The 24145-nt window shown below is 27.6% G+C and carries 30 protein-coding genes; 17 read left to right on the top strand and 13 right to left on the bottom strand.

Going from position 1 to position 24145, the window contains the following annotated elements; translation table 11 throughout:
* Positions 1-103: 103 nt before the first annotated feature.
* Positions 104-1492: a trypsin-like peptidase domain-containing protein gene (locus tag KI686_RS12245; protein WP_237589609.1), complete on the bottom strand. Its 1389-nt coding sequence runs from the start codon at positions 1490-1492 to the stop codon at positions 104-106.
* A gap of 138 nt (positions 1493-1630) precedes the next feature.
* On the opposite strand from KI686_RS12245, the gene dapF reads away from it, so the two are divergent.
* The 5 genes from dapF to KI686_RS12220 all read left to right on the top strand — a co-directional run bounded on the left by dapF (position 1631) and on the right by KI686_RS12220 (position 5632).
* A complete protein-coding gene (gene dapF / locus KI686_RS12240) occupies positions 1631-2404 on the top strand; it encodes a diaminopimelate epimerase (protein WP_237589608.1) in 774 nt (257 codons plus the stop codon).
* Between the two features lie 96 nt (positions 2405-2500).
* On the top strand, positions 2501-3022 hold the full coding sequence (locus tag KI686_RS12235) for a GNAT family N-acetyltransferase (protein ID WP_237589607.1): 522 nt from the start codon (positions 2501-2503) through the stop codon (positions 3020-3022).
* A 27-nt stretch (positions 3023-3049) separates the two neighbouring features.
* Positions 3050-4078 (top strand): endolytic transglycosylase MltG, encoded by a 1029-nt coding sequence (gene mltG / locus KI686_RS12230; RefSeq protein WP_237589606.1) that lies wholly within the window; start codon positions 3050-3052, stop codon positions 4076-4078.
* A gap of 2 nt (positions 4079-4080) precedes the next feature.
* Entirely contained in the window at positions 4081-4974 is an 894-nt protein-coding gene (locus KI686_RS12225) for a DUF2279 domain-containing protein (RefSeq protein ID WP_237589605.1), read from the top strand.
* 37 nt (positions 4975-5011) lie between these two features.
* A complete protein-coding gene (locus KI686_RS12220; protein ID WP_237589604.1) occupies positions 5012-5632 on the top strand; it encodes a peptidoglycan-binding protein LysM in 621 nt (206 codons plus the stop codon).
* Between the two features lie 101 nt (positions 5633-5733).
* On the opposite strand, the gene KI686_RS12215 is transcribed toward KI686_RS12220, so the two are convergent.
* From KI686_RS12215 to dnaA, 3 genes are all read right to left on the bottom strand, one after another.
* Positions 5734-6438, bottom strand: a complete 705-nt coding sequence (locus tag KI686_RS12215) for an SAM-dependent methyltransferase (protein ID WP_237589703.1) — start codon at positions 6436-6438, stop codon at positions 5734-5736.
* Between the two features lies 1 nt (position 6439).
* Positions 6440-6889: a low molecular weight protein-tyrosine-phosphatase gene (locus KI686_RS12210; RefSeq protein ID WP_237589603.1), complete on the bottom strand. Its 450-nt coding sequence runs from the start codon at positions 6887-6889 to the stop codon at positions 6440-6442.
* A 141-nt stretch (positions 6890-7030) separates the two neighbouring features.
* Positions 7031-8458 carry a chromosomal replication initiator protein DnaA gene (gene dnaA / locus KI686_RS12205; protein WP_237589602.1) on the bottom strand — a complete coding sequence of 476 codons (1428 nt, stop codon included), beginning with the start codon at positions 8456-8458 and terminating at the stop codon, positions 7031-7033.
* A gap of 170 nt (positions 8459-8628) precedes the next feature.
* On the opposite strand from dnaA, the gene KI686_RS12200 reads away from it, so the two are divergent.
* Entirely contained in the window at positions 8629-9027 is a 399-nt protein-coding gene (locus KI686_RS12200; protein ID WP_237589601.1) for an acyl-CoA thioesterase, read from the top strand.
* 1 nt (position 9028) lies between these two features.
* On the opposite strand, the gene KI686_RS12195 is transcribed toward KI686_RS12200, so the two are convergent.
* Genes KI686_RS12195 through KI686_RS12175 form a run of 5 tightly spaced genes read right to left on the bottom strand, consistent with a single transcriptional unit; the run spans position 9029 to position 12608 of the window.
* Positions 9029-9637, bottom strand: coding sequence for an IMPACT family protein (locus KI686_RS12195; RefSeq protein ID WP_237589600.1), 609 nt, complete (start codon positions 9635-9637; stop codon positions 9029-9031).
* 1 nt (position 9638) lies between these two features.
* Positions 9639-10505, bottom strand: coding sequence for an EamA family transporter (locus tag KI686_RS12190; protein ID WP_237589599.1), 867 nt, complete (start codon positions 10503-10505; stop codon positions 9639-9641).
* Positions 10502-11110 carry an HAD-IA family hydrolase gene (locus KI686_RS12185; RefSeq protein WP_237589598.1) on the bottom strand — a complete coding sequence of 203 codons (609 nt, stop codon included), beginning with the start codon at positions 11108-11110 and terminating at the stop codon, positions 10502-10504. The genes KI686_RS12190 and KI686_RS12185 overlap by 4 nt, the downstream gene beginning before the upstream one ends.
* Positions 11103-12140, bottom strand: a complete 1038-nt coding sequence (ribD, locus tag KI686_RS12180; RefSeq protein WP_368735871.1) for a bifunctional diaminohydroxyphosphoribosylaminopyrimidine deaminase/5-amino-6-(5-phosphoribosylamino)uracil reductase RibD — start codon at positions 12138-12140, stop codon at positions 11103-11105. The genes KI686_RS12185 and ribD overlap by 8 nt, the downstream gene beginning before the upstream one ends.
* Positions 12141-12143: 3 nt before the next feature.
* The gene (locus KI686_RS12175) at positions 12144-12608 is read right to left on the bottom strand and encodes an LEA/WHy family protein (RefSeq protein ID WP_237589596.1); all 465 of its coding nucleotides are present in this window, start codon (positions 12606-12608) and stop codon (positions 12144-12146) included.
* 52 nt (positions 12609-12660) lie between these two features.
* Here KI686_RS12175 and KI686_RS12170 point away from each other — a divergent pair, with 52 nt between their 5' ends.
* Genes KI686_RS12170 through prmC form a run of 3 tightly spaced genes read left to right on the top strand, consistent with a single transcriptional unit; the run spans position 12661 to position 15449 of the window.
* On the top strand, positions 12661-13152 hold the full coding sequence (locus KI686_RS12170; protein ID WP_237589595.1) for a GNAT family N-acetyltransferase: 492 nt from the start codon (positions 12661-12663) through the stop codon (positions 13150-13152).
* A gap of 3 nt (positions 13153-13155) precedes the next feature.
* A complete protein-coding gene (cls, locus tag KI686_RS12165) occupies positions 13156-14580 on the top strand; it encodes a cardiolipin synthase (protein WP_237589594.1) in 1425 nt (474 codons plus the stop codon).
* 8 nt (positions 14581-14588) lie between these two features.
* Positions 14589-15449, top strand: coding sequence for a peptide chain release factor N(5)-glutamine methyltransferase (gene prmC, locus KI686_RS12160; RefSeq protein WP_237589593.1), 861 nt, complete (start codon positions 14589-14591; stop codon positions 15447-15449).
* 66 nt (positions 15450-15515) lie between these two features.
* Here prmC and KI686_RS12155 read toward each other — a convergent pair whose 3' ends face one another.
* Positions 15516-16847, bottom strand: coding sequence for a sugar MFS transporter (locus tag KI686_RS12155; RefSeq protein ID WP_237589592.1), 1332 nt, complete (start codon positions 16845-16847; stop codon positions 15516-15518).
* A gap of 405 nt (positions 16848-17252) precedes the next feature.
* Between KI686_RS12155 and KI686_RS12150 the strand changes: the two genes are divergently transcribed.
* Together KI686_RS12150 and KI686_RS12145 are read left to right on the top strand one after the other, a co-directional pair.
* On the top strand, positions 17253-18116 hold the full coding sequence (locus tag KI686_RS12150; RefSeq protein ID WP_237589591.1) for an N-acetylglucosamine kinase: 864 nt from the start codon (positions 17253-17255) through the stop codon (positions 18114-18116).
* An 11-nt stretch (positions 18117-18127) separates the two neighbouring features.
* Positions 18128-18448, top strand: a complete 321-nt coding sequence (locus KI686_RS12145; RefSeq protein WP_237589590.1) for a hypothetical protein — start codon at positions 18128-18130, stop codon at positions 18446-18448.
* A gap of 90 nt (positions 18449-18538) precedes the next feature.
* Here the strand turns inward: KI686_RS12145 and KI686_RS12140 are convergent, their stop codons facing one another.
* Positions 18539-19321, bottom strand: a complete 783-nt coding sequence (locus KI686_RS12140; protein ID WP_237589589.1) for a S1/P1 nuclease — start codon at positions 19319-19321, stop codon at positions 18539-18541.
* A 121-nt stretch (positions 19322-19442) separates the two neighbouring features.
* Here KI686_RS12140 and KI686_RS12135 point away from each other — a divergent pair, with 121 nt between their 5' ends.
* From KI686_RS12135 to KI686_RS12110, 6 genes are read left to right on the top strand one after another with little or no spacing between them, the layout of a single operon-like run.
* Positions 19443-20303 carry an SPFH domain-containing protein gene (locus KI686_RS12135; RefSeq protein WP_237589588.1) on the top strand — a complete coding sequence of 287 codons (861 nt, stop codon included), beginning with the start codon at positions 19443-19445 and terminating at the stop codon, positions 20301-20303.
* Position 20304: 1 nt separating this feature from the next.
* Complete coding sequence (locus tag KI686_RS12130) at positions 20305-20466, top strand: glycine zipper domain-containing protein (RefSeq protein ID WP_237589587.1); 162 nt, start codon at positions 20305-20307, stop codon at positions 20464-20466.
* Positions 20466-20624 (top strand): DUF4177 domain-containing protein, encoded by a 159-nt coding sequence (locus tag KI686_RS12125; RefSeq protein WP_237589586.1) that lies wholly within the window; start codon positions 20466-20468, stop codon positions 20622-20624. The genes KI686_RS12130 and KI686_RS12125 overlap by 1 nt, the downstream gene beginning before the upstream one ends.
* Positions 20625-20626: 2 nt before the next feature.
* Positions 20627-21127 carry a hypothetical protein gene (locus tag KI686_RS12120; RefSeq protein ID WP_237589585.1) on the top strand — a complete coding sequence of 167 codons (501 nt, stop codon included), beginning with the start codon at positions 20627-20629 and terminating at the stop codon, positions 21125-21127.
* Positions 21124-22047, top strand: coding sequence for an alpha/beta hydrolase (locus KI686_RS12115; RefSeq protein ID WP_237589584.1), 924 nt, complete (start codon positions 21124-21126; stop codon positions 22045-22047). The genes KI686_RS12120 and KI686_RS12115 overlap by 4 nt, the downstream gene beginning before the upstream one ends.
* A gap of 2 nt (positions 22048-22049) precedes the next feature.
* Positions 22050-22214, top strand: coding sequence for a type II toxin-antitoxin system antitoxin (locus KI686_RS12110; RefSeq protein WP_237589583.1), 165 nt, complete (start codon positions 22050-22052; stop codon positions 22212-22214).
* A 144-nt stretch (positions 22215-22358) separates the two neighbouring features.
* On the opposite strand, the gene KI686_RS12105 is transcribed toward KI686_RS12110, so the two are convergent.
* Positions 22359-23375 carry a hypothetical protein gene (locus KI686_RS12105; protein ID WP_237589582.1) on the bottom strand — a complete coding sequence of 339 codons (1017 nt, stop codon included), beginning with the start codon at positions 23373-23375 and terminating at the stop codon, positions 22359-22361.
* A 66-nt stretch (positions 23376-23441) separates the two neighbouring features.
* Positions 23442-24011, bottom strand: coding sequence for a TetR/AcrR family transcriptional regulator (locus KI686_RS12100; protein ID WP_237589581.1), 570 nt, complete (start codon positions 24009-24011; stop codon positions 23442-23444).
* Positions 24012-24145: the final 134 nt, after the last annotated feature.

Here is a 24145-nt window from a genome sequence, read left to right as displayed (position 1 = left end):
TTCTTTTTTTAGAATTACGAAATCGATTTCGTAGAATTTTCGTAAATAAAAAAATCCTGATATTTCTATCAGGATCTTCATTATTAACAATATTAACTACTATTTATCTATAGATATATCTTTCTATCTCTCCATCTAGGTTTATCATTTCTATTGCCACTCTATATCTATTGCTTACTAAATTATCTAAAAGTTGTGCTGTTTCTTTAGCACTGCCAACTTCTTTATTATTTATTTTAGTAATAATGTAGTTTTTTAAATTCTCTTCATCTTCATCTTTACCAGTTCTAATAATTTTTACACCTTTAGAAATGTCTTTCTTCTTAATTTCATCTTTAGATAAATCTTTTAATTCCCATTGAAAAACAGAAGAAATATATCTTTCTATAGATTTTGATAATTCTACTTTTTTAACCAATGTTTCGCCATCTCTATCTATAGTTACATTTACAAACTCCCCTGGTCTTTTTGCTGTTAACTGCCCTTTTAAATCAGAAAACTTAGTAATTTTTACACTATTTACTTTTTTAATAATATCACCAGCCTTTAAACCAGATTTTTTTGCTCCTTCTACTTCTTCTGTTACTCCTGCAACTTTTACACCTTCTTCTTGGTATCTTGTATCAACAGTAATACCTAAAATTGCTTGTTGCACTTTACCAAACTCTATTAAATCGTCTACAATTTTTTTAGCAATATTAGATGGTACTGCAAAAGAATATCCTACAAAAGAACCTGTTTTAGAGCTAATAGCAGTATTAATACCTACTAACTCTCCTTTAGAGTTTACTAAAGCTCCACCACTATTACCTGGGTTTACAGCTGCATCTGTTTGAATAAAAGAATCTATTGCTGTATTACCTTCTAAATCTCTACCTTTTGCGCTTACAATACCTGCAGTTACAGTAGACGTTAAATTGTATGGGTTACCAACGGCCAAAACCCATTCTCCTATTTTTATATTATCAGAATCTGCAAATGGTATGTATGGTAAATCTATATCTGTATCTATTTTTAATAAAGCAATATCATTTTCTGTATCTGTACCTATTAATTCTGCTTTTAATTTATGTTGATTATTTAATGTTACTTCTAATTCTGATGCTCCATCAATTACATGATTATTAGTTACAATGTAACCATCTGGCGAAATAATTACACCACTCCCTGTACCTACTTGTTCATACTTTCTTGTTCCACTTCCGCCTCCGTAAAATAACTCTGCCCAAGGATTAGTTTGTGTCCTTATTGCTGTATTTTTAACATGTACAACTGCATGTACAGAATTTTCTGCAGCTACAGTAAAATCTATAGAATTTGCAACTGAATTTACTTTATCTAAAACTGGGTTATAATTTGCTGTAATTGTTTTTATTGGTTGAGAAATTGTTCTCTCTACAACCACTTCATTATTAAATAGCATTTTATAGCCACCTAATGTAAGAACTCCACCTAGTGCAGCCATTCCTACTAAACCAAAAAATTTCTTCATGTTTCTAAATTTTTAATTTAACTACTCAAATATACAATTTTAACATTTTTAAAAAATCTGTTTAACTTGTTTTTAACTGACTTTAACCGGTTTTTAACAGACTTTTTTTATTACATAAATTGTTACCTTTGCCCTTATATGAATATAACTTTTTATAAATATCAAGGAACTGGAAACGATTTTGTAATGATAGATAACAGAACAAAAATCTTTCCAAAAGAAAATACTGACATTATTTCTTATTTGGCTGACAGACATTTTGGTATTGGTGCAGATGGTGTTATTTTAATTGAAAATGATGATGACTACGATTTTAAAATGATTTATTTTAATGCAGATGGAAGCCAAACTTTTTGTGGTAATGGTGGTAGATGTGCCGTAGCGTTTGCTAAACAGTTAAAAATTATAGATACAAAAACTAATTTTATTGCTGTTGATGGACCTCATTTTGCAGAAATAGAAAACGGAATTGTTTCTTTAAAAATGATTGATGTTAATGATATAGAAGTAAAAGAAAATTCTGTTTTTGCTTATACAGGTACTCAACATCATGTAGAATTGGTAGACAATCTAGATAATTTTCCTGTTTATAAAAAAGGTAAAGAAATTAGATATTCTTATTCAGACCCTGGTAGTAATGTAAATTTTGCACAGCAAATAGATTCTAATACATTTAGAGTTAGAACTTATGAAAAAGGTGTTGAAGATGAAACTCTAGCTTGTGGTACTGGTGTAACTGCTGTTGCAATAGCTATGCATAAAACAAAAAAAACAACAAGCAATTTAATTGCTTTACCAGTAGAAGGTGGTAATTTAGAGGTTTCTTTTACAGAAGAAAATGGTGTTTACACAAATGTATTTTTAAAAGGACCTGCAAAATTTGTTTTTAACGGAGAAATTTCAGTTGACTAAGTACCTATAAAAGCTATCAAAAAAGAAGCTATACAGTACTTTTCTAACACCTGGATATCAAAAAAATAAAATCAATTTAAAACAACTATACTTCCTATGTCTCTATCTGGCCAATTAATTAATTTAAGAGCTCTAGAACCAGAAGATTTACAATTTTTGTATCAGATAGAAAATAATGAATCTTTTTGGGAAATAAGTCATACTCAAGCTCCGTTTTCTAAATATCTTTTAAAACAATATTTAGAAAATGCGCACTTAGATATTTATGAGGCAAAACAATTGCGTTTACTTATCGAAGAAAAATCAACAGAAAAACAAGTTGGTATGATTGATTTATTTGATTTTAATCCGCAACATAAACGTGCAGGAATTGGTATATTAATTCATCCAGATTTTCAAAAAAACGGATATGCTTCAGAAGCTTTATCACTTTTAATTAATTATTCTTTTTCTCATTTAAATTTACATCAACTTTTTGCTAACATTACTTCAGATAATCTTAAAAGTATTTCTCTTTTTACTAAACATCAATTTAAACAAATAGGAATAAAAAAAGATTGGATTTTTTCTGAAGGAAAATTTAAAGATGAAATTTTATTTCAGTTAATAAAAGATTAATTTTGCTATTCTTAAAAAACAATTACATTGAGTAAAAAATTTATATATGCAGTTATTGCTACCATTTTATTTGTTATTGGAATAATTGGTTTTAATTTCTACAAAAAAATATTTGGCGAATCAATTACAACAGAAAGTGTACTTTATGTATACTCTACAGATACATTATTAGATGTAAAAGACAAAATTTCTGAAATTTCTAAAAACCCAAATTCATTTTTATTTGTTGCCGCCAGAAAAAGTTTTTCTAAACCAAAAGCTGGTAGATACCTATTAAAAAAAGGGATGTCTAATAACGATGTTATAAATCTTTTAAGAAGCGGTAATCAAAACCCAATAACTGTTTCTTTTAACAATCAAGATACTTTAGAAAAATTAGCTGGTAGAATTGCAGAGCAAATAGAAACAGACTCTTTATCTCTTTTAAATTCTTTTAAAAACGAAGAGTTTTTATCTAAAAACAATTTAACAGAAAAATCTGTTCTACAAATATTTATACCTAATAGTTACGAGTTTTATTGGACAACTTCTGCAGATAATTTTAGAAATAAAATTCTTAGAGAATACAATCGTTTTTGGAATAAAAATAGACTTAGTAAAGCAGAAGCTTTAAATTTAACAAAAAGCGAAGTAATTACTTTAGCTTCTATTGTACAAAAAGAAACGGCTAAAACTACAGAAAGACCAATTGTTGCAGGTTTATATTTAAATCGATTAAAAAAAGGTTGGCCTTTACAAGCAGACCCAACAATTATATATTGTATCAAAGAAAATAAAGGACAAGATTATGTTGTAAAAAGAGTTTTAACAGTAGATTTAGAAATAAACTCGCCTTATAACACATATAAAAATACTGGTTTACCTCCTACTTTAATTTCTATGCCAGATATTTCTGCAATTGATGCTGTTTTAAATGCACAAGAACACAATTACTATTATATGTGTGCTAATGTAGAAAAATTAGGTTATCATGTTTTTGCTAAAACTTTGGCACAACATAATAGAAATGCTGCCAAATATCACCAATGGATAAATAAACAGAGAATAAATAGATAAGAATGCAAAAATTATTTTTATTCATATTTTCTCTTTTTACAATAACAAACTACGCGCAGACTTCCTCTTTTTATAAAAAATCTGATACTCTAAATTTAAAAAGAAGAAATGCTGTTATAATCTCTGAAAGTATTTTAGCTGGTGGTGCTTTATTAGCTTTAAATCAACTTTGGTATGCAGATTATCCTCAATCTAGTTTTCATTTAAAAAATGATAATAATGATTGGAATCAAATGGATAAAGCGGGTCATTTTATGACTTCTTACTACATAGGTAAAGTTGGTATGGAAGTTTTAGATTGGACAGGTGTTTCTAAAAAAAATCAATTAATTTACGGAGCAACTTTAGGTTTTTCTTTTTTAACTGCAGTAGAAATTTTTGATGGTTTTTCTAAAGAATGGGGGGCTTCCCCTGGAGATATTCTTGCAAATGCAACCGGAACAGGATTGTTAGTCGGTCAAGAATTATTGTGGAATGAACAAAGAATTACCGTAAAGTATTCTTTTCATCAAACTCACTTTGCAAAAGAGCGACCTAATACTTTAGGTGAGAATTTTTTACAACAGACTTTAAAAGATTATAACGGACAAACTTATTGGTTATCTGCCAATATTTGGTCTTTTAACAAAAAAAGTTCGTTTCCTAAGTGGTTAAATGTAGCTTTGGGTTATGGAGCAGAAGGCATGCTTTTTGGAAACCAAAACGCAGCAAACTCAACAATACAAGAGCCTTACAGACAATTTTACCTTAGTTTAGATGTAGATTTAACAAAAATTAGAACAAATTCGGAATTCTTAAAATCTGTCTTTTCTGTTATAAATTTCGTAAAGATTCCTGCTCCTGCTCTAGAAATTAATACCAAAAATGGGATATCGCTTCATTATCTATATTTTTAATAAATTTTAACACACTGATTATCAGTATATTTAAAATTTGATTATACATTTGCACCCGCTAAACAGAAAAATTAAATTTATCAAAAAGTTTTTATTTTTAAGTATTTTATTTTTAGGGTTTATTAATGCTACAAGTATTGATAAAAAAATAGATACTAACAACAAGATTACTTTTCCGAAATTTGTAGACTTTAACATTCCTTATTTACAAAAAGATTTTGTAGGTTTTAAAGAAGCGTTAGCGTTTAAAGAATCTCAAGGGAAATACACTGTTGTAAACACATTAGGTTATTTAGGAAAATATCAATTTGGTAAAACTACTTTACATAGATTAGATATTTATAACACAGAAGACTTTCTTAAAAATCCAGAATTACAAGAAAAAGCCTTTGTAGCTTTATGCAAAGTTAATAAATGGATTTTAAGAAAAGACATTAGACGTTCTGTAGGTAAAACTATAAACGGAATTAAAATTACAGAATCTGGGATATTAGCAGCAGCACATTTAAGTGGAGCTGGAAATGTAAAAAAATTCTTGAGAAGTAATGGTACTGTTCGCTTTTCTGATGCTTATGGATCTACAATTCAGTCTTACTTAAAAAAGTTTGCTGGTTACGATCTTTCTAACATAGAAGCAGAAAAGAATGCTACTGTTTAAAGTTTGATTTATTATTAAAATTAGTCGTTAATTTACAAAAAGGCTTCATTTATTAAATAAATGAAGCCTTTTTTATATTATAAATATTTCTACAAATAAATTTATTTGTGAATAATAAAAATAGCTGGTTTTTTATGTAAATCTGGTTGTTGATGTTTCCAATCTTTAACCATAAATGTTTTTATATATTCGCTTGGTAAAGTAATATCTGCAGCAATACATAAATTTGTAGTTGGAGATAAAGTTGCCTTTAAATCTGCTAACATCTTCTCATTTCTATAAGGTGTTTCTATAAAAATTTGAGATTGATTTTTATCCTTAGATATTTTTTCTAATTCTTTTATTGTTTTTTTTCTTTCAGATTTATCTATTGGTAAATAACCATTAAAAGCAAAATTCTGTCCGTTCATTCCAGAACTCATCATTGCCATTAAAATAGAAGAAGGACCTACTAAAGGCACCACTCTAATATTTTTTTCGTGCGCTAATTTAGCAATACTTGCACCTGGATCTGCTATTGCAGGAACTCCTGCTTCTGATAATAAACCAACATTAATACCCTCTTTACAAACATCTAAATATTTTGTTGTTTCTATTTCTTCTGCATATTTATCTAACAACATCAACTGTAAAGACGGTTGTGGTTTTTTAGGAGCAATTTTTTTTATAAATTTTCTTGCAGATTTTTCATTTTCTACAATATAATAATCAATTTCTTCAATTACTTTTTTTACAGACAAAGGCATTACCTCTAAAGGTTCTGTGTCTCCTAATGTGGTAGGTATTAAATAAAGTTTACCAATCATTTTATATTTTTTTACTGATGAAATTGCAAGCTTCATCTAACATTTTATATACATCTTCAAAACCCTGATCACCACCATAATATGGATCTGGAACATTTAGATTTTTATTAGGATGCGCTTCATTTAAAATTAATTTCACTTTTTCTTCATCAGCCTTATTTCTAGCTAATAAAAGTATGTTCTGATAATTGCTATCATCCATCACATAAATAACATCAAACTCATCAAAATCTTTTACTACAAACTTTCTGGCTTTTTGATCTGTTATATTAATACCATGTTTAGCAGCAACATCTATAGAACGAGGATCTGGCAAATTACCAACATGATATGCACCTGTACCTGCAGAATCTACAAAAACATCTGCTTTATTTACTTTAGATTTTAAAATACCTTCTGCTAAAGGAGATCTGCAAATATTACCCAAACAAACCATTAATACTTTATACATACACAATAATTTTTGCTAAAAATATCAAACAATAACTCTCTTAAAAAATTAAGAGAGTTAAAATTTATTTTTTAAAAGTTTTTATTAGATCTCTTTTTAAAGAGAAAAATAATCTTAGAATTTGTAAGCTAAAATAAATATTTAGAAAGTTAACTTTTTAGTTAAATCTTCTACATATTTTTTAAACTGTTTATCTGTTTCCGTTAAATTATCTACGGTTTTACAAGCATGTAATACTGTTGCATGGTCTCTTTGCCCAATTTGGCTACCAATACTTGCTAAAGAAGACTTGGTTAACCTTTTTGCAAAATACATTGCCAACTGTCTTGCTTGTACTATATGACGCTTACGTGTTTTAGATTGTAAAGTAGCAACATCCATATCAAAGTATTTAGATACTTCTTTCTGTATATAATCTATAGAAACTTCTTTTTTGGTATTCTTTACAAACTTATCAACAATTTGCTTTGCTAATTCTATAGAAAATTCTTTTCTGTTAAAAGAAGCTTGTGCAATCATAGAAATAATAACACCCTCTAATTCTCTAACATTAGATTTTATATGTTTAGCAATATATTCTATAATTTCTTCTGGCATTTCTACACCATCTCTATACAATTTATTTTGTAAAATAGAAATTCTAGTTTCGTAATCTGGCGCTTGTAATTCTGCTGATAATCCCCATTTAAAACGAGACAATAAACGTTGTTCTATGTCTTGCATATCTACAGGTGCTTTATCAGAAGTTAAAATTACCTGTTTACCATTTTGATGTAAATGATTGAATATATGGAAGAAAACATCTTGCGTACCTGCTTTACCAGATAAGAATTGTACATCATCAATAATTAATACATCAACCATTTGATAAAAATGGATAAAATCGTTTCTTGTATTCGATTTTACAGAGTCTATAAATTGTTGAGTAAATTTCTCTGAAGAAATGTATAAAACTGTTTTATCTTGATATTTATCTTTTATATCTACACCAATAGCGTGTGCAATATGTGTTTTACCTAAACCAACACCACCATAAATTAGTAATGGGTTAAAAGAAGTACCTCCTGGTTTATTTGCTACTGCCATTCCTGCAGAACGTGCTAACCTATTAGAGTCTCCTTCTATAAAGTTTGCAAAACTATAATTAGGGTTTAATTGAGATTCTATCTTAACTTTTTGTAACCCAGGTATTACAAACGGATTTCTTAATTCTCGTTTATCAGACTCTAAAGAAACACTAACTTTTTGAGGCTTTAGAGGATTTCTATTAGAACTAGGAATTTTAACTATTTGCGGTCTATTACTGCTATAATTATTTTCCATTTTAACGTCATAAATCAATTTGGCATCATTACCTAATTGTCTTACTAAAGCAACTCTTAATAATTTAATATAATGTTCTTCTAACCATTCGTAAAAAAATTTACTAGGTACTTGTATAGTTAAAGCTTCTCCTGATAACTTTACCGGCTTTATTGGCTCGAACCAAGTCTTATAGGCTTGTGGCTTTATATTGTCCTTTATGAAAGCCAAGCATTCATTCCAAACTGAGTCAGCAGTTATAGTCATTTATTTTTAAGCAGTTTTTTGGTTATTAAATTAAATAAAAAAAGGTAACTCCGCATCCCTTTTTGAGTGGTACAAAAGTGTGAATAAAATTCAGTATAAAAAAATGGAATTCCTATTGATTATTAATTATTTTTTACGTAGAATGCTAAAATTTTAAACATCAACATCTTTTGAAAAGCTCTTTAACAAAAACAAGAATACGATACTCTGAAACCGACCAAATGGGGGTTGTTTACCACGGAAATTACTCTCAATTCTTCGAATTAGGAAGAACCGAGTGGTTACGTTCTTTAGGCGTTACATACAAAGATATGGAAACCAAAGGGATAATGCTACCGGTAATTTCTTTAAACTGTATTTTTATTAAATCTGCATTTTATGACGACGTTTTAACCATAAAAACAATTTTGAAAAAGGAGCCAATGGTAAAAATTGAATTTGATTACGAAATTACAAATCAAAATGATGAATTAATCTGCACAGGAAGCACTGCTTTGGTTTTTGTTAATAGCAAAACAATGAAACCTACACGTTGCCCAGATTATTTGTTAAAAGGTTTAGGGTTTTAAACTACTCTAATTTTACAATATCAACTTTGTACAAATTATCAAAGATTTTAAAAATTGATGCTGCATTTTTTTTTCTTACAGAAATTACATACTCGCAATTCATTTCTAATTTCTGATTGATAATGTCTATATTTTTTTCTTTGATAATTCTTTGTACAGAATTCATTAACTCATAATCAAAAGTTAATTTAAAATGAATATCAATTGTTTTTTCTATAATATCTGACGCTTCTAAGACCAATTGTGCCGATGTTTTATAAGCTGAAATTAAACCACCAACGCCTAATTTTGTTCCTCCAAAATAACGTACAGATACAATTAAAATGTTAGTAACTCCAAAAGACTGTATTTGTCCGTAAATTGGCAAGCCTGCAGAATTGTTAGGTTCTCCATCATCATTTACTCTAAATTTAATTTTTTCAATACCTAATTGATACGCATAACACCAATGTCTTGCAGAATGATGTTGCTTCTTTAATGCTTCTAAATATTCCTTTACATCTTCTTCTGATAAAACCGGAAAAGCATAACCAAAAAATTTAGATCCTTTTTCTTTAAATAAGGTTTCTTCTGATGGTTTTTCTATTGTTTTATATACGTCCTCTAACATATTATGATGCTATGGTTACTAAAATAATACCTACAATAGCTAAAAATACACCTATTTTATTTTTTAAACTAAACTGTTCTTTAAATAAAATTAAACCAACAATTGTAGATACAATAACGACAGCTACATTATTTATGGTAAAAATTGTAGAGCTTTCAAAACCTTTTGTTTGTAGAGCTTTTATAATAAAAACAATGGTAAAATAATTAGGAATACCTAACACGATACCTCCTATTATATTTTTACAACCAAACGATTCTCTTTTTTTAATGGTTTTTATTAGTAAAACAATCAATCCAAATAAAGCTGCAAAACCAAATAAACTTCCAGAAAAAAGTGATACTTCATTTTCTGGCACAAAATTAACTTCTACATATTTTAAAATTGTATCTATTGCACCAGAACCAAAAAAAAGTAATATTGGAAATAATAAACTGGCTTTTTCTACATTACTATTCTGGTCTTTAACCGATGCTAAATAAACAGCCAACAAAGCAATAATAATACCTAAAACTTTAAAAAAATTTACAGATTCATCGTATAAAAAAACACCAAAAACAATAGGAATTACTACAGACATTTTTCCTGCAACAGAAGCTACAGAAACTCCATTTTTTTGAGCAGTATTTGCCATCACAAAAAAAATAGAAACAAATAAAGCTCCTAAAATCATTGCTCCAAAAAACCAAGGCTTTTGTGGTATTTCTACAAAAGAAAATTCTACTTCAGATAAACCTATACCAAAAGAAAAAGCAACTAAATAATTAATAATAATTGCCTTTAATGTATCTATTTTAAAAACTTCAAAATATTTAAATATTACAAATAATGAAGTTGCAAAAAGAACACTTAATACTAAATAAATCAATCCATTTTATTTTTTAAAAATAACTCTACCACCTCTTCTTCTCCCGGAATCAAATTCCAGGTATAAATTCCTAATTTATTTGCAGAATCTGTATTTTCTTTTAAATCATCTACAAACAAAGTTTCTTCTGCAATTAATTTATTTTCTTTTAAAACAAACTCATAAATTTCTTTATTTGGTTTTCTAAAATTAATTTCATGTGATAAATAAAATTGCTCAAAACAATCTTTAAATTCATTAAAAAAAGTATCACCTAAAGATTTTTTAATCCAACTTATATGTAAATCATTTGTATTACTTAATAAAAATAATCTGTATTTTTTACTTGCTGCTAGTTCTTTTAAAAACTCTAAACGTTTTACCGGAAAATCTAATAAAACCGCATTCCAAGCGTTAACTAAATCTTCTTTTTTTAAGTCAAATTTATTATGATAAAAATTTACAAAATCATCGGTTGTAATAAATCCTTGTTCATATTGATGATAAACATCAACCATTTCTTCTGTAATTTTGGTAACACCTAAAGCCGCCATTTCTCTGTAAGTAGCAGGTTTATCTAAGTTGATAAAAATATCTCCAAAATCAAAAATAATATTCTTAATCATTTTTATATATTTTTAAAACATCTGTTTGGATGTTTTGTTGTTGCTTAATTTGTTTATTTAAAAGAGGTGCTTTTACACCATTTACAAAATTTACGTTACCAACAAAAACAAAGGCTTCGTCCCACAAATTTTCATCAATAAAAGTCTGTATGGTTTGCGTACCTCCTTCTATTATTACAGATTGAATTTGATATGTATTTAAAACATTACAAATTTGTTTTGCAATCTCTTTAGAAAAATCAATTGTTTCAAAAAAAAGATTTTTAGTATTCTCTTTATTTTCATTTTCTGTAAAAACAATTGTTTTTACACTTTTATCAAAAACATTTGCTTTTTTATCAATTCTAAAATTTTTATCTAGAACAATTCTTATAGGGTTTTGGCCAAACCAACTTCTAACATTTAATTTAGGATTGTCTGCAATTACCGTATTTGTACCTACTAAAATAGCATGTTCTTCGCTTCTAAACTTATGCACTAATTGTTGCGAATATTTATTAGAAATCCAAACAGGTTTCTGTTCATCTTTTTCTTTAGGCGCTATAAATCCGTCTAAAGTTTCTGCCCATTTTAAAATGATATAAGGTCTTTTCTTTTCTTGAACTGTAAAAAAACGTTTGTGATGCTTTCTACATTCTTCTTCTAAAACACCTACAGTTACATTAATACCCGCATTTATTAACCTTTCTATACCTTTACCAGCAACCAAACTATTAGAATCTACACAACCAATTACTACATTTTTAAATCGGTTTTTTACAATTAAATCTGCACAAGGCGGCGTTTTTCCGTAATGAGAACAAGGTTCTAAGGTTACGTATATTGTAGCTTCTTTTAAAAGCGATTTATCTTTTACGGCATTAATTGCATTAACTTCTGCATGACTTCCGCCGTAAGGCGATGTAAAACCTTCTGCTATAATTTTACCTTTATAAACAATAACAGCACCTACAGAAGGATTTGGCCTTGTAAAACCAATGCCTTTTTGCGCTATTTGCAAACAACGTTTTATGTAATCTTTATGAGTAATAACTTAAAATTTAATTTTTATTTCTTCAATTTCATCAATTAAAAATTCACTTTTAAAACCAAATACAGCGTATTTTAAACTGCCTTTAAACCTTACATTAATTTTATTTGTTAGTAGAGATCCTAATAAACCACCTAAAGCATCATTTTTATTTGCTTCAAAAATTTTCTTAGTTGGTATTACTGCTTTTAAAGGAATTGTAAAATTATTTTTGGCTGGTACATCAAACTCTTCAGAAGAAACTTGTGCAACTTCTATATCGTTTACAAATATTGCAATTTCATCTGTAGATATTTTTCCTCCAACATCATTTGGGTTCTCAAAAAGAGCATTTGCCTTTAAGTTAACTTCTCCTCCTGTAAAACTAACTACTTCTACATTATCTACTTTTATAAAAATTGGTTGTTCGTTAACAGAACAACTAGTTAACAACAGAAATATAAATGTAAAATATAAAAAGTTTTTCATCTTAATTCTTTAAAATAATAATTAAATTGCTCTTGCAAAAATACAGTAATAAATGACAAGTAAAGATTTTATAATAAGAGAAATTAAACCTAAAGACAATGCAGAAATGGCAATTGTTATTAGAGAAGTAATTTTAGAAATGGGAGCTCCTAAAATAGGAACTGCTTATGAAGACAAAGCTACAGATTTAATGTTTGAAAACTTTAATAAACCAACTTCTTTTTATTACGTAATAGAACACAAAAACAAAGTTGTTGGTGGTGCAGGTATTGCAAAATTAGATAACTTTGATGGAAATATTTGCGAACTACAAAAAATGTATTTTTTGCCTGTTATTAGAGGAAAAGGTTTAGGATCTAAACTAATAGAAACCTGTTTACAACAAGCAAAAACATTAGGTTATAAAAGCTGTTATTTAGAAACAATGCCTTATATGGAAGCCGCAAAAACATTGTATAAAAAAAATGGTTTTACAAACCTAGACAAACCAATGGGAAATACAGGTCATTATTCTTGTAGTGTTTGGATGATAAAAAAATTATAAAGATTGATTTACACAATACTCTTATCTATTCATTTATTATTATTTAGTTGGGCTTTTTACAATATTTTATATTTTGGCGTTAAACCTTCTAAATCTTTAAGTTGGATTTTAATAACCTTTATGTTTCCTTACGTAGGGGTTTTTACTTTTATTTTATTTGGTATTAATAGAAGAAAAATAAAATATTTTGAACTTAAAGAAACTAAAAAAAGAAAAAAATATATAGAAAAAAACTTTACAAATACAACCAATAAAAACGTTACAGAACTGCAAAATATTAAAGCAACCAAAATATCTAATTTAGTTTTTAATAATACAAATTTACCTTTACAATTAAACAATGATGTAGTTGTTTTAAAAAACGGAAAAGAAACTTTTAAAGCGCTTTATAAGGCTATAAAAAACGCCAAATCTTTTATCCATTTACAATATTACATTTTTGAAGACGGAGAAATTTTATCGAATATTATTACTCTTTTAGAAGAAAAAAGAAAAGAAAATGTAGAGGTACGTGTTTTATATGATTCTATTGGAAGTTTTAGTTTAAAAAAATCAACTAAACAAAAGCTGAAAGAAATTGGTGTAGAAATTTATCCAGAAACACCTTTTAAATTTGGTAGTTTTATTTTTTCTTTAAATTACAGAAATCATAGAAAAATTGCAATTATAGATAACAAAATTGGTTTTACTGGTGGTGTTAATATTTCTGATCAATACATTACAAAAAATACCAATTTAGGTATTTGGCAAGATACACACGTACAAATTACAGGTTGTGCTGTAAAAGATTTACATGATACTTTTTTAAAAGATTTCTATTATGCATCAGATATTAATTTAAGTCAAAAAGAAAAATACAATACCGTTTCTAATATCTCTAGTAACAAAAAAATTCAAATTGTTTCTAGCGGCCCAGATTACAACCAAGCTGTTGTTATGCAACAATATTTAAGTCTTATTAACTTAGCCGAAAAAAGTATTTGTGTTTTAAATCCGTATTTTATACCTACCGCAGCAATTTTAGAAGCATTTAAAATTGCAGCTTTAAGTGGTGTAAAAGTAACTTTATTATTACCTAAAGTTACAGACTCTAAAATAGCAACTTATGGCATGTATTCTTATTTTGAAGATTTATTAAAAGCCGGTGTAAACATTTATTTAAGAAACGATTTTTCTCATAGTAAAGTTATATATATTGATGATGAAATTATTTCTATAGGTTCTACAAATTTTGATTGCAGAAGTTTTGAACACAATTACGAGTTAAATGCATTAATTTTTGATAAAGAAATAACTTCAGAAATTTCTGATGAATTTAATGAAAGAAAAAAATTAGCTACCAAATTAAATTTAGAACATTTTTTAAATAGATCTAACAAACAAAAAACATCAGAACGTTTAGCTCGATTTTTAAGCCCTTTACTATAAAATTATTTATGACACTTAAAGATTTTCGTATTTTTTTTAACGATGCCTTATCCAACTTTTATCCAAAAACAGAAATAGATTCATTTTTCTTTATTTTGATAAATGATAAACTAAACCTACAAAGAATAGACACTGTTTTAAAACCAGATTTTTTAATTACTGATGAAATTTTATCAGAATTAAAAAACATTATTAATCGATTAAAAAAAGAAGAACCAATACAATATATATTAGGTAATACCGAGTTTTACAGCTTGCCTTTTTTGGTGAATAAAAACACATTAATACCTAGACCAGAAACCGAAGAATTAGTAGAATGGATAATTTTTGAAGTTGAAAAATTGCAAAAAACAAATCTAGAAAAATTAGCAATTCTTGATATTGGTACCGGAACAGGTTGTATACCAATTGCATTAGCAAAAAACTTAAATGCAGTTACTATTTCTGCAATTGATGTTTCTATAGAAGCTTTAAAAATAGCTAAACAAAATGCTACATTAAACAAGGTTGATATCAATTTTATAGAAAAAGACATTTTAAAAACTACAGAATTACCTCAACAATTTAATGTTATCATTTCTAATCCTCCATATGTTAGAGAATTAGAAAAAGTAGAAATAAAAAATAATGTTTTACAAAACGAACCTCATCTTGCTTTGTTTGTAGATGATGATAACCCATTAATATTTTACTCAAAAATTGCAGATTTAGCTAAAAATCATCTTACTAAAAACGGAATTTTATTTTTTGAGATCAATCAATATTTGGGCAAAGAAACGGTAGAAATGTTAGAACAAAAAGGGTTTAAAAACATCAACCTAAAAAAAGATTTATTTGGCAATGATAGAATGATAAAAGCTAGTTTATAAAAGCAAAAATCATTAATAATCGTAATGATTATTAATGATTTTCTATTCAAAAAACACTAAAAGAAGTTAAGCTTTCTTTTTTCCAACTTTATGCCCTAAAAAGGCATAATATAAAATGATTAAATAACAAGGTAGTAAAATCCAATATCCAAAAGAAGAAGCTTCTGCCAAAGCACTTATTTCATTTACTCCCGCAGAAAGTAAGGTTTCTTTTTTACTATCTACCAAAGCACCATATAATGGAGGAATAATTGCTCCTCCTGAAATTGCCATAATTAATAATGCAGATGCTGTTTTTGTAAATTTACCCAAACCATCTAGTGCTAAAGGCCAAATTGCTGGCCAAACCAATGCGTTTGCAATACCTAAAGCAGCAACAAAAAGTACCGATGTAAACCCTGTTGTGTACACAATACATACAGAAAGTACAATACCTAAAATAGCACTTGCTTTTAAGGCAAAAGATTGACTCATGTATTTCGGAATTAAAATAGCTCCTAAAATATACGTAGCAACCATAGCCATTAAAGTAAATAATGTAAAAAACTTAGCATCTTCTACTGGTATATTTAATGATATCCCGTAAGAAATAATCGTATCTCCAGCAACTACCTCTACACCAACATATAAAAACAACGCTAAAACACCTAACCACAAATGTGGAAATTGAAAAATACTTGTTTTAGCTTTTTCATCAGAATCATTAACTTCTACTTCTTCTGCTTCTACATTTGGTAATGGCGCTTTTCTAATTAAAATACCTAACAAAAATAAAACAACAGCCATTACAATATAAGGTGTAACAACACTATCTGCCATGGTATTTAAAAGGCTTTCTTTTTCTGCATCATCAACAACACTTAATTTTTCTTTTATATCGCCTATACCAGATAAAAGGATTGCACCAAAGATTACAGAACCTAAAGACCCTGCTACTTTATTAGCAATTCCCATAATAGAAATACGTTTTGCAGCACTTTCTATTGGACCAATAATTGTTATATAAGGGTTAGATGCTGTTTGTAACAACGTCATACCGGCACCTTGTATAAATATAGCAACTAAAAATAACCAATATGTTCTTGCTTCTGCTGCAGGAATAAAAATTAAAGCACCAATTGCCATAATTACCAAACCTAAAGACATACCTTGTTTGTAACCTACTTTATTAATAATATAAGATGCTGGCAATGCCATTACCACAAAAGAGATATAAGATGCAGATGCTACTAAATAAGACTGAGCATCTGTAAGTTCGTTTATTGTTTTCATAAAAGGAATTAAAGCTCCGTTAATCCAAGTTACAAACCCGAAGATAAAAAATAACCCTGCAATAATAATTATAGGTATAAGCGTATTTTTTTCCGCTTTTGGTGATTGCTCAAGTGTAGTAGACATAAATATTAGATTAAGTTTTTAATTAGTTTAAAAGTCTTGGGAAATGTACAGAATGTACTAACTATATCCAAAATAAATTCTACCAATAACATCTAATAAGTCCTAAACAGGTTTATTTTAAAAACTAAAACAATAGTATACACTTTATTTAACAGCCATAATACTACTCTAATAAACATTATAATAAACTTAATTTACGCAACTTAAAAACAAATAAATTAAACATAAATTCTTAATTAACTAATTAAACCTAAAAAACATCAAATATTCTATTTTATAAAAAGACTTTTTAATTAAAGCTATATAAATTTATGAATGCTTTATATGTCTTTTTCTTTGTCTTTGGTCGAATAAATTATACCCAACATTTGGTCTATACTATTTTTATAAAAAAAAATAAAACAAATGATTCTAATTGCAGAAAGTGGTTCTACAAAATGTGATTGGGTACTTTTAGATACCTTAAATGATAAAAAATTAAACACAAAAACAAAAGGATTAAATCCTGCAATCCTAAAAAAGAAGGAGTTAAAAAGCATTATATCTGATAATGACATATTACTTAAATATAAAAAAGATATAAAAAAAGTCTACTTTTTTGGTGCTGGTTGTAATACTTCTAAAACTAAAAATAATGTTCATTCTGTTTTAAATTCGTTCTTTGAAAACGCAATTTCTGTTGTAGAAGAAGACACAATGGCTGCTGTTTATGCCACAACCTCTAAACCCGCCGTTGTTTGTATTTTAGGTACTGGTTCTAATTGTTGTTATTACGATGGAAAATCAATTATAAACAAATCTACTTCTTTAGGATATATTGTAATGGATGAAGGAAGTGGAAATCATTTTGGTAAAGAGCTTTTAAAGTCTTATTACAATAAACAAATGCCTAAAGAGCTTAGAACTCTATTTGAAAACAATTATGATTTAAGTGGAAAAACAGTAATTAAAAAACTTTATCAATCTAAAACACCTAATAAATACTTAGCTAGTTTTGCTCCGTTTGTTTTTGAAAATAAAGAGCATTCTTTTATTGAAACTTTAATAAATAATGTAATTAATCTTTTTATTAAAAATCACATCTTACAATATACTGACGAGTTAAAAACTGTGCCTCTTCATTTTGTAGGTTCAATAGCTTTTTATGGACAAGAATACATTTCTAATCAATTAAAAAAACAAGGTTTAAATGCTGGTAAGTTTATACAAAAACCTATAGATGGTTTAATTGAGTTTATAAAAAAAGAAAACGCTATTACGCAGTATTAAACTACTAAAACATGTCATTTAATATCAACACAGAAAACAAAAACAATTTTTCTAATAAAACTCAGCTAATTAAATTAGAATCTATTAAATCTATAGATAATTATAATCAGTTTATTAATTGGATTTCTTCAGAATTTGATCTTTATCTACAAGAAAAGACTACTTTTTTAACTGTATACTTCCCTAACGGATATTTTAATATAAAAATAGCTGATTATAACAATTTAACCCTTGCCATAGAGGTTAATGCAAAAACCTCTATTCTTTGTAAGAAAATAATGACTAAAATAGAAACACTCTATAACAGAATGTTATTTTGTAAAGTTTCTTAAAAAAATATGTAATCAATTCCCCCAATTTATTACATTAAAAAACCTCATAAAAAATTTTATGAGGTTTTACTTTTTTTTAAAAAAGCTATATTATCCGTATATTTCGTTTAAAACTTTAGCCAAACGGATACCTCCTTTTTGTAACTGTGTTCTTACAGTCTCAAAATGATCGTAATTGTATCTGTAACTTAATTTTTCTCCAATTTTTGCAGATTTATAAACTTCAATAGAAATTTGATGTACTTCATTTACCCAATCTACTATTGAACCTTGTTCTATTAATTCTATTTGTTTTTTTGATAAATCTTTAGCATTATCAGCTAAATCAGAATAACTCATACCATAATCATCAATCATTTTACTATCCCAAACACTGTGTAAGTTTGTTCCTTTTCCAAACCATTGTACTTGCACATCATTACCACCTTTATCCTCTTTTCTACCAATGTGTAAAGGTTGGTGTAAATCTCCTATAAAATGAACTAACATTTTTAAATGAAAAACCTTGTCTTCTTCACTACTATTTTCATCCTTTAAAACTTTAATACAAGTATCAATACCTGTTACTAAATCTCCTTGCGGATTTTTTTCAGACTCTTCATACGTCTGATCTAAATCCATATTTACATAATGCCAAGGAGAATATTCTCTATAAGCTCTATCCGATTTTATTTCGTCTGCAAACGTAGACACAAAAGCTAAACTCTGGCCTTTTAAAATTTTATCAATTTTTTTCTTTGCCTTTTTTGTTAAAAAACTTTCTGCAATTTGCCCCGTTGCTCTATGACCATTTTTACCCCAAAATGCCACTTTTTCTTCTGATGTGTTAGAAAAAAACAACATTGTAATCATTAAAAATAATTTAATTTTCATCTATAAATAATAATATTAATTCTGAGCGAAAATATAAAATAATTATCTAAATGTTTGGAAATTAACACAAAAATAATATATCTTTGTGATATCATTTTAATATCAATATAAATAAATCACGATGAAATCAGAAAAAATAATTAAACCTGCCAATGGTTATCTAATGTTATTAATTGTTTTACTTTTATTTTTTGGCAGTATCGCACTCGCTTTTATTCAAAAAAATGCCATTTACATACTTCCTGCAATTATAAGTTTCTTTGGTTTTTTTGGTTTTATTTTAGTAAACCCTAATACCTCTAAAGTTATTTTGCTTTTTGGTAAATATGTTGGTACCATTAAAGACAACGGGTTGTATTGGGCAAATCCATTATTTAGAAAAAAGACAATTTCTTTACGTGCAAGTAATTTTGATAGCGAGCGTTTAAAAGTAAACGACAAACTAGGTAACCCTGTTATGATTTCTACTATTCTAGTTTGGCGTGTAACAAATACTTACAAAGCAGCTTTTGATGTTGATAATTATGAGAATTTTGTACGAGTACAAACAGATGCTGCTGTTAGAAAATTAGCAAGCATGTATCCGTATGATAATTTTGCTGATGAAGGACATGATGAAGATATAACTTTACGCTCTAGTGTAAACGAAGTTTCTGAAGCTTTAGAAAAAGAAATTGATGAGCGTTTAACAATTGCCGGAATTGAAGTTCTAGAAGCTAGAATTGGTTATTTAGCTTACGCAAATGAAATTGCTTCTGCCATGTTAAAAAGACAACAAGCTACCGCAATTGTTGCTGCAAGACATAAAATTGTACAAGGTGCTGTAGAAATGGTAGAAATGGCTTTAGATGAATTAAATAAAAAAGATATTGTTGAGTTAGATGAAGAACGCAAAGCTGCTATGGTTAGTAATTTATTAGTTATTTTATGTGGTGATAAAGAAGCTTCTCCTGTTGTAAATGCAGGTACTCTAAGTCATTAAAATGAGTAAAGAAAAATCATACAAAAAAGGAAGAGGAATTGCAATAGGCATAGCTATTGGTGTAGCTCTTGGAACGGCATTAAATAACATTGCAATCGGAATTAGTTTAGGACTGGTATTTGGAATTTTATACGATTCTAATAAAAGTAAAAAAGCAGAATAATGAAAGAGTATAAAGTAGTTACGTTAAAATTAGGTTTTAGAAATAGAACTCAAAACTTTGAAGATTTGTTAAACCAATATGCTAGAGAAGGTTGGGTTTTAAAAGAAGTTCCTAATGGTTGGAATTCTATTATCTTAGAAAGAGATAAAAATCGTTAAAAATGAAAATTTTTAAAGAAGAACAACGTTTTACACAAACTTGGCTAATTGTACTTTTAGCAGTAAGTGTTATTGTACCAATTACTCTAGTTGTAAAAGAATACTTAGAGGAAAACTCTAAAATGACAACCAATAATTTAATTATAACTTTAGTGGGTGTTTTAGGTTCTGTATCAATTATTTTCTTCTTTAAATTGATAACAAGAATTGATGAATTTGGCATTCATTATCAGTTTTTTCCTTTTCATTTTTCATTAAAAACTATTACATGGAAAGAGATTGATGCTGTAAAAGTTAGAACCTACGATCCTATAGGAGAATATGGTGGTTGGGGATTAAAAGGAGCTTCTTTTTGGAATAGCGAAAAAGGAAAAGCAATAAATGTTTCTGGTGATGTTGGTATTCAACTTCATTTAAAAAATGGAGAAAAACTATTAATAGGTACACAGAAAAAAACGGAAGCAATAAATGTTCTAAAAACTTACGAAAATAAATTACTATGATTAAAATTATAATTTACGTTACATTTTATGCTTTAAATATTGCGCTTGCAACTGCACAGGTAAAAACAGAAGAAGTTACTTTACACAATAATAAAATTCAATTACCAGGAACCTTAACTTTTATTGAAGAAAAATCGCCTTTAATTATTTGGGTTCACGGCTCTGGCCCTGTAGATAGAAACGGAAATCAACCAGCGCAAAATGTAAACGCTAATTATGTTAAACAAATTAGAGATGCAGTAAATAAAGAAAATATTGCTTTTTTTAGTTTTGATAAAAGAACAGCAAATAAAACTAATTGGGCGTTTTCTAAAAACATAAAATTTACTGATTTTGGTAAAGATTTAGATACTGTAATATCTCATTTTAAAAATGATAAACGTTTTACAGAAATTACTTTAATTGGTCATAGTCAAGGTTCTTTAGTTGCTATGTTAGCATCAAAAAATATTGACAAATATATTTCTCTTGCCGGCGCAGGAGAAACAATAGATAAAACAATTGTAAAACAAGTTGGTAAAAATAATCCTACTTTAGGTGAAGCTGCTCAACAACAATTTGATACTCTAAAAGCTAAAGGTAAAATTGAAACAGTAAACCCTTTTTTAATGAGTGTTTTTGCAAAACAAAATCAACCTTTTTTATATTCTTGGATGCAAATTAACCCAACAGAAAAAATTAAGGAATTAACTATTCCTATTTTAATTATTAATGGTGATAAAGATTTACAAGTAAAAGTTGAAGATGCAAAATTATTGCATGCTGCAAATCCTAAATCAGAATTGGTTATTATAGAAAATATGAACCATGTATTAAAAAACATAGAAAAAGACGCAGACAACATGGCTTCTTATTTTTCTGCAGATTATCCTATATCAGAAAAACTAATAGAAACCATTATAAAATTTGTAAAAAAATAAAAATGGCAAAGAAAAAAGCTTTTGCACTTCGTATAAATGAAGACATGATAAAAGCCATTGAAAAATGGGCTTCAGACGAATTTCGTTCTACAAACGGACAAATCGAATGGATGCTTATGCAAAAATTAAAAGAAGCAAAAAGAGAACCTAAAAATAAGGATGAGTAAAGTTAAGCCGCATTTCAATCTTTTAAAGCTTTTTATTATTGAGTAAATGCGTGCTTTTTTTGCTATGCTTAATATTACTGTTTTTTATAAGATCTAAAATTTTCCTTTTTTAAATATTAAGCATAACAATTTTTATACAATTACCTATTGGCAATAATTATAAGAATCATCTAAAATAGCATCTAGAGAATCATTCGTATTAATTTCTATAGTATTCCCATCTAGATCTATTAAATTTATAGGATACACAAACTCTAACTCATCATCTTGTATACTAAAAACAGCTAATAAATCTTCATCATTTTCTATCGTTATAGTTTCATTTAACTGTAAATTGGCACGTTTTATTTCTAATGGATATACAAAGTTTAAACAATCATTTATAGAAGCATCTCTAGAAAGCATGCAGTTTTCAAAATAATTTATCAAATATTTTGTCTCATAAAGTTCTACCTCTTCTCCATTAGGAGTAAGATATGGAATACTATATATTTTTAGATTTTCTAAGTCGTAGTTTGTGTTATTTTGTAAATTGTAATTAGCTAATAAATTCTCTACAGAAAATAAACTTGTTGTAGTAAAATTATCAACAGAACCACCTGTACCACTTATATTATCGTATATAAAAACAGTTACGTCTCCTGTATTTATATCACAATTAGAAGGAATATCAGAAAAAGCCAAACCATATTCAGAGGTGTCGCCAAAACCATATTCACAATTTTCAAAGTAATCTAACATAGACTCTCGTTTTGATAGACCGCTAAACCCAGTAGGGTTACTTATATAGCTTATAAAAAAGTCATCATTAGAAAAGGTTACTCCTGTTTCATTAAAGGCTTGTAATTTAGCTTCATTATATTGTGTATGCCACATATTTAATGATTCTGTACCCGAAAAAATAAAAGAAAAATAATCTCCTTCCGGATTGTTAAAATACCCACTAGTAATAGATAATAAATTACAGTTAGTTTTTGCTGCATTACTTACAAAGAAATTATAATCGTTAATAAAAGTTGCAGAAGCAATTATTTTTTCGGTTAAATCTGCAGATATTGTTTGAGTTTCTTCTACTTTTTCTACTTGAGATTCATCTGTACAAGATTGATATAGAATAGCTATTGATAATAAAAGTATAGTTGTTTTAAAAATAAATTTCATTTTATTTATTTGATTGTTTTATTTATTATGATTTAATTTACAATGTGATTCTTAGTTAGATAAGCTTTATAATTGCCCTCTTAAATATTTTAATTCAATATTTTTTAAAGTTTTTGCAAATACACTTATATCGTTTAATCCTTTTGCTACAATAAGACTACCTTGAATCTCTATTAAGGTTTCTAAAGCATATTCTTTTGATTCTTTACTAGGTATGTTTAAGGCAAGGCCTATTTCTGTAAAAGAATTAATCCATTCTATCATACTATTCTTAATACTCTGTTCAAATAAAGACAAGCCCGTTTGTGTTGAAAACGAATTAAAAACACAGGTTTCCTTTCCTTCATCATAAAGTATTTTAATGTTAGTTAACCCATCTTTTAGTCTTTTTTCTGGAGTGTTAGATTCATTTTTTAGAGTTAAAAATATATTTTCTTCAACCCAATGATCAATATGGGTAAAAACAGCTTTAGCCATTTCGTATTTTCCTTTTGGAAATCTATGATATAAACTTGCTTTTTTTAATCCTGTAGCTTCTGCTAACTCCTGTAAGCTAGCTCCTTCGTAACCTTTATCTCTAAAAACTTTGCTTAGACTAATTAGTATTTCTTTATCTAAAACTTTTTGTGGCCTCATATTGCAAAATTATAATAAAAATATCATTTACCAAACGATCGGTAAAATACTTTAAACATATAAAAATAAGCCTCTTTTATTAATACATATCAATTGTTAAAAAAAACATTCACTTATAATGGATATCTTCAATT

This window comes from Polaribacter sargassicola (genome assembly GCF_021991835.1).
Lineage (GTDB): Bacteria > Bacteroidota > Bacteroidia > Flavobacteriales > Flavobacteriaceae > Polaribacter > Polaribacter sargassicola.
The sequence above is the reverse complement of the archived record's forward strand: the minus strand, read 5'-3'. Positions and strand labels throughout refer to the sequence as shown.